Annotated in this window: 7 protein-coding genes; 5 read left to right on the forward strand and 2 right to left on the reverse strand. The window is 70.6% G+C overall.

Features of this window, described 5'->3' with window-relative positions:
• Positions 1-52: 52 nt before the first annotated feature.
• Positions 53-1534: a hypothetical protein gene (locus ABZW18_RS33525; RefSeq protein ID WP_356194999.1), complete on the reverse strand. Its 1482-nt coding sequence runs from the start codon at positions 1532-1534 to the stop codon at positions 53-55.
• A gap of 265 nt (positions 1535-1799) precedes the next feature.
• Between ABZW18_RS33525 and ABZW18_RS33530 the strand changes: the two genes are divergently transcribed.
• From ABZW18_RS33530 to ABZW18_RS33540, 3 genes are all read left to right on the forward strand, one after another.
• The gene (locus ABZW18_RS33530; protein ID WP_356195012.1) at positions 1800-2393 is read left to right on the forward strand and encodes a DUF305 domain-containing protein; all 594 of its coding nucleotides are present in this window, start codon (positions 1800-1802) and stop codon (positions 2391-2393) included.
• A gap of 145 nt (positions 2394-2538) precedes the next feature.
• On the forward strand, positions 2539-3327 hold the full coding sequence (locus ABZW18_RS33535) for a maleylpyruvate isomerase family mycothiol-dependent enzyme (RefSeq protein ID WP_356195002.1): 789 nt from the start codon (positions 2539-2541) through the stop codon (positions 3325-3327).
• A 132-nt stretch (positions 3328-3459) separates the two neighbouring features.
• Positions 3460-4839: an FAD-dependent oxidoreductase gene (locus ABZW18_RS33540; protein WP_356195003.1), complete on the forward strand. Its 1380-nt coding sequence runs from the start codon at positions 3460-3462 to the stop codon at positions 4837-4839.
• A gap of 300 nt (positions 4840-5139) precedes the next feature.
• On the opposite strand, the gene ABZW18_RS33545 is transcribed toward ABZW18_RS33540, so the two are convergent.
• Positions 5140-6165 carry a WYL domain-containing protein gene (locus ABZW18_RS33545; RefSeq protein ID WP_356195005.1) on the reverse strand — a complete coding sequence of 342 codons (1026 nt, stop codon included), beginning with the start codon at positions 6163-6165 and terminating at the stop codon, positions 5140-5142.
• 63 nt (positions 6166-6228) lie between these two features.
• On the opposite strand from ABZW18_RS33545, the gene ABZW18_RS33550 reads away from it, so the two are divergent.
• Both ABZW18_RS33550 and ABZW18_RS33555 read left to right on the forward strand, forming a co-directional pair.
• Complete coding sequence (locus ABZW18_RS33550) at positions 6229-6858, forward strand: TIGR03086 family metal-binding protein (protein ID WP_356195007.1); 630 nt, start codon at positions 6229-6231, stop codon at positions 6856-6858.
• A 102-nt stretch (positions 6859-6960) separates the two neighbouring features.
• Positions 6961-8463 carry an MFS transporter gene (locus tag ABZW18_RS33555; protein WP_356195010.1) on the forward strand — a complete coding sequence of 501 codons (1503 nt, stop codon included), beginning with the start codon at positions 6961-6963 and terminating at the stop codon, positions 8461-8463.
• The last annotated feature ends 229 nt before the right edge of the window (positions 8464-8692 follow it).

Raw genomic sequence — 8692 nt, forward strand, 5'->3', positions numbered from 1 at the left:
CGGGCGACGAGGCACCCGGCGGGACACCGGCACGTGTGGTGAAGCTGTCCGATCAGCGGTAGTCGGGCTGGGTCTGCACATTGAGCTCGGGCATCCGGACCCACTTGGCGCCGTCGGTGCGCCGGTCGTCGATCCTCAGGACGTCGAAGCCCTTGGCGATGTCGTTCGAGTAGATGTGGCCGTTGTAGTAGTACGCCGACCAGGCACCGCCCCCGACGAGCGTGTCCGTGGAAATCGGGCCGCGCTCGAAGTAGCCGATTTCCTTGGGCTTCGCGGAGTTGGTGAAGTCCCAGACCGACACGCCGCCCTGGTACCAGGCCTGAACCATGATGTCGCGGCCCTTGACCGGGATCAGTGAGCCGTTGTGGGCGACGCAGTTCTCGGTGTCGGCCTGGTGCCGCGGGATCTTGTAGTAGCTGCGGAAGACCAGTTTGCGGTGCTCGCCCTTGCCCCTGATGTCGTAGATGCCGTCGGCGCCGCGGTCCGGGCCGATCTCGGCGTTGCAGGTCGCCGCGCCGCCGCCGCCGAGCTCATCGGTGAAGACCACCTTGCTGCCGCGCTCGTTGAAGGTCGCCGAGTGCCAGAAGGCGAAGTTCACATTGTCCTGCACCCGGTCGATCACCTTGGGCGCCGCCGGGTTCGAGATGTCGAGCAGGACTCCGTCGCCCATGCAGGCGCCCGCGGCCAGCTTCAGCTTCGGGTACGAGGTGATGTCGTGGCATCCGGTCGTCTTGGAGACACCGGGGTTGGTGGGCGTGCCCGGGTTGCCGCCGTCCGGGAAGAGCACGGGGAAGTCGACGACCGCGGACTCCTCGGGCGCCGAGCGCGGCACCTTGATGACCGAGATACCGTCGTGCGGCGGCCGGCAGTCCGGGAACGTCTCACTCGGCGAGTACGAGGAGACGTAGATGTAGACGTTGCGGCGCTCGGGCACCAGCGTGTGGGTGTGCGAGCCGCAGGCGGTCTCGACGGCGGCGACGTAGCTCGGGTTGCGCTTGTCGCTGATGTCGAAGATCTTCATGCCCTCCCAGGAGGACTTCTCCGTCGCCGGCTGCGTGGCGCTGTTGCAGGAGTTGTCACTGCGCGAGGAGTCGGTGGAGAGGAAGAGCAGATCCCCCGAGACCGTGATGTCGTTCTGCGATCCGGGGCACAGCACCTGGCTCACGGTCTTCGGGGCCTTCGGATCGCTGATGTCGAAGATCCGGAAGCCGTCGTAGTTGCCCGCGAAGGCGTACTTGCCCTGGAAGGCCAGGTCCGAGTTGGTCCCCTGGAGCGCGTCCTTGGGGATGTTCGCGAGGTGGGTCACGTTCTTGCTGTGGACGATCTCGTCCACGCCGGGTATGTCGCCGTTCTCGATGGCGGCCTCGGTGTCTGCCGCCTGGCTCTTGCTCACACGCTCCTTCGCAGGCGCGCCGCCGGGGTCGGGCGTCGCGGTGGCCGAGCCGGCCGCCAGGAACGAGGTGATCAGCCCGAAGGCGGCCGCTGCCACGCCGAGCCGTCTGCGCCGCACGCGGGGTTTGTGCAACGACGTCACTGCGTCCTCCCTTGTGTCCGTTCGGAGTTGAACGGTTCTCACACCCCGGCAGTATCGCCCTTCACATGTACATCTCAATAGATGGCAACGAACATGTAATGAAGCTCTTCGATCACTGACCCGCGCCGGCGTGCTAGGACAGTTCCGGCTTGATCCGCACCTGATCCGCACTTGATACGCGTTTTGATCCGCGCTCCCCCAGGAGGTCTCTGTGTTCCACCGCCACAGGACGCCCCGCGTCCGCGCTCTGGCCGCAGGGACGGCGATGGCTGCCGTACTGGCCCTGGCCGGCTGCGAGTCGGACTCCGCCGCCACAGCGGACGACGGGCCCTCGGTGGTGGCCCCCGGCAAGCCGGGCGAGGCGGCGCAGACACTCTCGGCCGACGAGGCGAAGAAGGCCGTCGGGGACGACAGCCCCAACTCGGCCGACTTCGGCTATGTGCAGCGGATGATCAAGCACCACCGGCAGGCCCTGGTCATGACCGGCCTGGCGGAGAAGCACGCACAGTCCGGAACGGTGAGGCGGCTCGCCGACCGCATCTCCGCCGCGCAGGGCCCCGAGACCAAGGCCATGCAGGGCTGGCAGAAGAGGAACGGCGGCCCCGGGGAGCACGCCGGACACGACCACGGCGCGATGCCCGGCATGGCCACCGGGGAACAGCTCGCCGAGTTGCGCGAGGCACGGGGCCGGGCGTTCGACGAGCTGTTCCTGAAGCTGATGATCACCCATCACCAGGGCGCGGTCACCATGGCGACGGAGCTGCTGTCGGACGGCAACAACGTGCTGGTCGAGGAGATGGCGAACGATGTGATCGCACAGCAGACGAGCGAGATCAATCGCATGCGGGGGATGTCCTAGCAAGGACTTGTCCGGCCGAGTCAGCCGACTACTCCGTCGCCAGGCCATGCTCTCCCGGACCACGGATCCGGGAGCGGGCGCGGCTGTGCGCCGAGCTTTCGAAAATCATTGCGGCCGGGACCGCGTGGCGCCGTAACCTGCGAGCATGACTCTTCTGGATCACGACCGCTACTGCGACGAAATCATCGCCCAGACCGAGCAGTTGATCGTGACGATCGCCGACGCGGACCTGTCGGTGACTGTGCCGACCTGTCCCGACTGGACGCTGGCCGAACTCCTCCGGCATCTGGGCAGGGCCCACCGCTATGCCGAGACGGTCGTACGGACCCGCGCCACGGCACCGATCCCGTTCGACCAGGTGCCGGACGCGGCCGGTCCGGACGAGGACGACCCGGCCGCGCTCGGCACCTGGCTGGCTGCGGGCGCCGCCCGGCTCGTCGACGTACTCCGCGAGGCCGGCCCTGACACGAAGGTGTGGACGTGGTGCTCGCGGCAGGACACGGCCTTCTGGGCCCGTCGGCAGGCCCACGAGACGGTGGTCCACCGGGCGGACGCGGCGCTCGCCGCGGGCCGTGAGTTCACCGTCGACCCGGCGATCGCGGCCGACACGGTGGACGAGTTCCTGGAGCTCCTCTCCAGCCCGCCGGTGGCCACCCGGCTGCCCGCCCTGGCCGAGCTGCGCGGGCCGTACCGGAGCATTCACCTGCACGCCACCGACACCGCCGAGGAGCTGGGGGCGGAGTGGCTGATCGAGCTCGGCGAGGACGGCTTCACCTGGCGACGGTCGCACGCCAAGGCGACGGTGGCCGTACGGGGACCGATGGCGGACGTCCTGCAGGTCCTCTACCGGCGACTGCCGGCGAACAGCGAGCGGGTGGAGGTTCTTGGCGACGCGAAGCTGCTGGACTTCTGGCTGGAACGGGCGAAAATGTGACGGACTGGCGCGGGCAACGAGGCCCCTGTCACCCTGATCGACGGGACAGAGCCCAGACACGACGACGAAGCATCTCCCGCCCGGCACGCCTCGGTGCGATGCTGGAAGCACCCTGCGGGAAGGAGCCCCGCCGTGCTTCGTGTCGCCGTTGTCGGTTCGGGACCGAGCGGTGTCTACACCGCCCAGGCTCTCGTCGAGCAGCAGACCGTGCCCGACGTACAGGTGCACGTACTGGACCGGCTGCCCTGCCCTTACGGACTGGTGCGCTACGGCGTCGCACCCGACCACGAGAAGATCAAGTCGCTGCAGAACAACCTCCGCGCCGTCCTGGAGCACCCGCGCGTCAGCTTCCTGGGCAACGTGCACGTCGGGACCGGCGGGCTGGGTCCCGAACAGCTCCTCGGGCTGTACCACGCGGTGGTCTACTGCGTGGGGGCGGCGACCGACCGGCGGCTCGGCATTCCCGGCGAGACGCTGCCCGGCAGCTTCTCCGCCACCGAGTTCGTCTCCTGGTACAGCGCCCATCCGGACGCCGCGGTCGAGAGCTTCCTGCCGGGCGCGCGGTCCGCGGTCGTCATCGGGGTCGGCAATGTGGCCGTGGATGTGGCCCGCATCCTGGCGCGGGGAGCGGACGAGCTGCGCCCGACCGATCTGCCGCAGGCGGCCCTCGGCGCACTCGCCGAGAGCCAGGTGAACGAGGTGCACATGGTGGGGCGGCGCGGCCCCTCGCAGGCACGGTTCACCACCAAGGAGCTGCGGGAGCTGGGCACTCTGCCGGACGCGGAGGTCGCCGTGGACCCCGCGGAGCTGGCCCTCGACCCGGCGTTCGCCGACACCTCGGGGCTCCCGGCAGTCAACCGGCGCAATGTGGAGGCGTTGCGGGGCTGGGCCGAGCAGCCGTCCCGGCACCCGGCCCGCCGTATCCATCTGCGGTTCTTCCTGCGCCCTGTGGCGCTCCTCCCGTCCCCGAGCGGCGACCGGGTCGCCGGAGTGCGCTTCGAGCGCACGGCGCCGGACGGGCACGGCGGCGTGGTGGGGACCGGCAGTTTCGAGGACATCGACGCCCAGCTGGTGCTGCGGTCCGTCGGTTACCGGGGCGTACCGCTGCCCGGACTGCCGTTCGACGCCGAGCGCGGAACGGTGCCGAACGCGGAGGGGCGCGTCCTGCGGGACGGCGTGCCCTCCCCCGGCGAGTACGTCGCCGGCTGGATCAAACGCGGCCCGACCGGGGTGATCGGCACCAACCGGCCGTGCGCGAAGCAGACGGCGGGCGCGCTGCTCGCCGACGCGCCCACGCTGACGCAGCGGCCGGTGCCCGAAGATCCCCGGGAGGCTCTGCGGCGGATGGGGCAGGAACCGGTGGAGTGGTCCGGGTGGCAGGCGATCGAGGCTGCGGAGGCGGAGCTGGGCCGGTCGCTGGGCCGTACGACCGTGAAGATTCCGGACTGGGCGGGGCTGCTGGGCGCGGCGGACGGCGCTTCGTACGAGCCGTCGCCGAGCCGGTCGGCCTGACGGGCGGGCGGGTCGGCCTCACAGGCGAGAGCCCGCGAGCACGCTGTCGCGCGGGCGCCAATTCCTTGACGGAGAGCGGAGAGCGCTCGTCGTCACGGTCCTCGGAGCGGAGCTGCGGCTCGCGCCGGGTGGACCCGAGTGGGCGGCCTCTTCGGCAGCGGGCGTGCCTGCCTTCAGCGGGGTAGCCGACGGAAGGCGCGCCGTCGACCGTGCTGGTCCGGAGCCCGTGAGTTGTCCGCCCGTATGCGAACCTCTCGATCCCGCGGCGCGTCGCGGGCAAGGCGCTCGGTCGGTTCTGGCTCAGGTGCTCGGGGAGGAACGCGGGACCGAGGGATGCGGGATCGAGGAACGCGGGACCGTCGAGTCTTCGTCCGTCCTCGTCGGTGGACCATAGGTGGTGGCGAGTTCGGCGGCCAGGCGCGCCAGCTGCTCCCGGGCTTCTGGGGGTTCGAGGACCTCGACACGCGTTCCCAGCCCGGCCATCTGCGCCGCCAGGATCTCCGGCGACGGCCCGTCGACCTCTATCTCCACCCATCCGCCGGCAAGGGGCCGGCCGACCCGCAACCGCCCCCCGAACAGCCGCTGGAGGATCGGCTCGGCATCTCGGTCGGCCTTGGCCCGCACGGTCGCCGCCATCATGCGTTCCTCCACCGGCGCGGCGAGTGACCGCCATGTCGTGGCGAGATCGAACCCGTCCGGCCGGACGACGGGATCGCCGGTCGCCTCCACGGAGGTGACGCGGCTGAGCCGGAAGGTCCGGAGCCCGCGGTCGGTGTCGGCGACGAGATACGAGACGCCGGCTTTGGATGCGAGGCCGAGCGGATGGACCGTGCGCTCGGTTGCGGGCTTGCCGGGTCCGGCGTAACCGAGCCGGATCTGCGCCCCGTCCACCACGGCACGCTGGAGAGCGTCGAGGTGGGGCGTCGCGGCGGCGACGGCGGAGCGCGACCAGTCCGTGCCGTCGGTGACACCGGCTCTCGAGGCGGCCTCGGCGTCGGACCGCAGGGTCGCCGGCAGGGCGCGCACCAACTTGCGCAGGGCCCCGCGCAGTTCGGGTGTGGTCGACGATGGCCCCGCGACGAGGAACAGCGCCCGGATCTCGCCGGCGGTCAGCCCCGTGAGGTCGGTCCTGGCTCCGCCGACGAGCGACCAGCCGCCGCCGCGGCCGCTCTGCGAGTAGACCGGAATGCCGGCGATCGCCAGCGCCTCCAGGTCACGTCGCGCCGTGCGTTCGGACACCTCGAGTTCCGCCGCCACCTCGGTCGCGGTCACCCGTCCGCGCGCTTGCAGGAACAGCAGCGTCGCCACCAGACGATCAGCTCTCATGCCAGATCATTCTCCTCCGGAAACTGGCCATGAGGTGGCCAGTTTGGTCTCCAGGATGGCGACATGACCAACATTGCTGACAACACAGCGACACCGACCGCCACTTCCGCCGCCCCGGTGCCCGGCGGCGATCCGCGTCCGGGCTTCATGCGAGCCGTCGCACTGGCCGGACGCACCCTCGCCGGCGTCCGTCCCGACGGGTTCGACGAGCCGACGCCCTGCACCGAGTTCACCGTGCGACAGCTGTCCAACCACCTCGTCTCCGTCCTGCGCAGGGTTGCCGTGGTGGGGCGCGGTGAGGACCCGTTCAGCGTCCCGCCCGTCGCGGATGACGTCGCCGATGGCGACTGGTCGACGGCGTGGGAGGCCGCAGCCCGCGACGTCGAGGCCGTGTGGTCGGAGCCCGCGGTCCTGAACCGGCCGCTCCGCCTGCCGTTCGCCACGCTGCCGGGCGGGATCGCCCTCGTCGTCTACACGACTGAAGTCACCGTGCACACCTGGGATCTGGCCACCGCGACCGGTCAGCGCCCGGCGTGGGATCCGGCCGTGCTGGCCGTATCTCTCGGAGCGATGCGACGCGCTGTGCCGGCCGAACCGCGCGGCGGCCAGGTGCCATTCGCCGCCGTGGTGAACGTTCCCGCGGACGCCCCGGACATCGAACAACTCGTGGCCTGGTACGGCCGGCAGCCCTGAACGCGACGGCGTGGCAATGCACCGCCGCCTTCGCGGGTGTCCCGCTCCCGCACGGCCCTGCCGTACAAGGAATCCGAATCCGACCGATCCACCAGGAGTGTCATGTCGATCCAAGAGTCCCTGCACCACCGATCCGAGAGAACACGCACACCCCGGCTCCGGCCGCCCGGACGCCCAGGGCTGACCCTGGCGTTCCTCTGCGTCACCGGCTTCATGACGTTCCTCGACGTGTCGATCGTGAACGTCGCTCTGCCGACCATCCAGCGGGACCTCGACATCTCCGAGAGCTTCCTGCAGTACGTCGTCACCACGTACGGGACGGTCCTCGGCGGCTTCCTGCTGCTCGGCGGGCGGCTCGCCGACACCTTCGGTCGTCGTCGCTTGCTCCGAACCGGGCTGGTCGTGTTCGCCGCGGCATCTCTCCTGGCGGGCATCGCCCAGGGACCCGCCATGCTGATCTCCGCCCGCGGCCTGCAGGGCCTCGGGGCGGCGTTCATCGCCCCGGCCGCCCTCAGCCTCCTGACGAACACCTTCGCCGAAGGCCCCGAACGCAACAAGGCACTCGGCGTGTGGGGCGCCGTCAGCGGCATCGCGTCGGTCGCCGGAGTGATCCTGGGCGGCCTGTTCACGGAAGGGCCGGGGTGGCGTTGGATCTTCTTCATCAACGTACCGATCGGGCTGGCGGCTGCGGTGCTGGCGCCGTTCATCGTGCCCGAGAGCAGGGCTGACGGGCGGCACAGGACCTTCGACACCGCAGGTGCCGTCGTCCTCACCGCGGGCCTGGTGCTGCTGATCTATACCCTGGGCCAGACCGTCGACATGGGCTGGACGTCGGCCCCGACCCTCGGCGGTCTCGTCGCCGCGGCCGCCCTGTTGTCGGCCTTCCTGCTGATCGAGCGCCGGACCACGTCGCCGCTGATCCCGCTCGGCATCTTCCGGCTCCGGGTACTGCGCGCTGCGAATCTCACCGCCATACTCCTGTTCGGCACCTTGGTGACGCTGTTCTTCTTCGCCAGTCTGTTCATGCAGCAGGTGCTGGGCTACTCGCCGATCAGGACCGGCCTGGCCTACGTACCCCTCGCCGTCATCGTGTCGGTCGGTGCGGGCGTCGCCTCGCAGCTCGTCACCAAGGTGGCGGCCAAGCCCGTGCTCGTCGCCGGTCTCGTCCTCACCGCCGCCGGGATGCTGATGCTCTGGCGGTTGCCGGTCCACGGCAGTTACGCCGGCGACGTTCTGCCCGCGTTCCTCATCGCTGGCCTGGGCCTCGGTATGTCCTTCGTACCGCTCCAGGTCGCCGCGTTCGCCGGGGTCGGAAAGGCGGAGTCCGGACTGGCCGCAGGGCTCATCAACACCAGCCAGGAGGCGGGCGGAGCGCTCGGTGTGGCCATCGCCGCGACCATCGCCTTCAGCAGGGTCCCCGCCCTGACGAAGGCGGCCGACGGCGACCCGGCCCTGGTACTGGCGGCGAGGGCGAGCGTCTTCCACGAGGCATTCCTCATCGGAGCCGGCTTCGCCGTGGCCGGGGTCGTCGTCGCGCTGCTGACGCTGCCCATGATGCGGGCCACGGAACACGCCGGATCCGAGGCCGCTGTCCCCTCCGCGTAAGTCATGGGTTCCCGCTGCGAGTCGGGCGTGGAGCGCACAGAGGCAGGTGGCCGGCGCATCTCGTCCTCCGTATGGCAATGCCATCCGGCCGAGGCAAAGGAACAGGACGGATGAACGCAGGGCGCGCCGACGGAGCGTTGCCGTGCGCCGCTGGACCGCCGGAGGGGCGGGCCGCCGCGCCCCCCCCGGCCCCCCCACGAACGGGGGGTGGGCCGGGGGTGCGCCGCGG

It is taken from the genome of Streptomyces sp. NPDC004647, assembly GCF_040609575.1.
GTDB lineage: Bacteria > Actinomycetota > Actinomycetes > Streptomycetales > Streptomycetaceae > Streptomyces.

What these genes read in the sequence shown, in the direction of transcription:
- ABZW18_RS33555 (WP_356195010.1), top strand. Translation starts at nt 6,961, where the DNA reads ATGTCGATCCAAGAGTCCCTGCACCACCGATCCGAGAGAACACGCACA.
- ABZW18_RS33535 (WP_356195002.1), top strand. Translation starts at nt 2,539, where the DNA reads ATGACTCTTCTGGATCACGACCGCTACTGCGACGAAATCATCGCCCAG.
- ABZW18_RS33530 (WP_356195012.1), top strand. Translation starts at nt 1,800, where the DNA reads ATGGCTGCCGTACTGGCCCTGGCCGGCTGCGAGTCGGACTCCGCCGCC.
- ABZW18_RS33550 (WP_356195007.1), top strand. Translation starts at nt 6,229, where the DNA reads ATGACCAACATTGCTGACAACACAGCGACACCGACCGCCACTTCCGCC.
- ABZW18_RS33545 (WP_356195005.1), bottom strand. Translation starts at nt 6,165, where the DNA reads ATGAGAGCTGATCGTCTGGTGGCGACGCTGCTGTTCCTGCAAGCGCGC.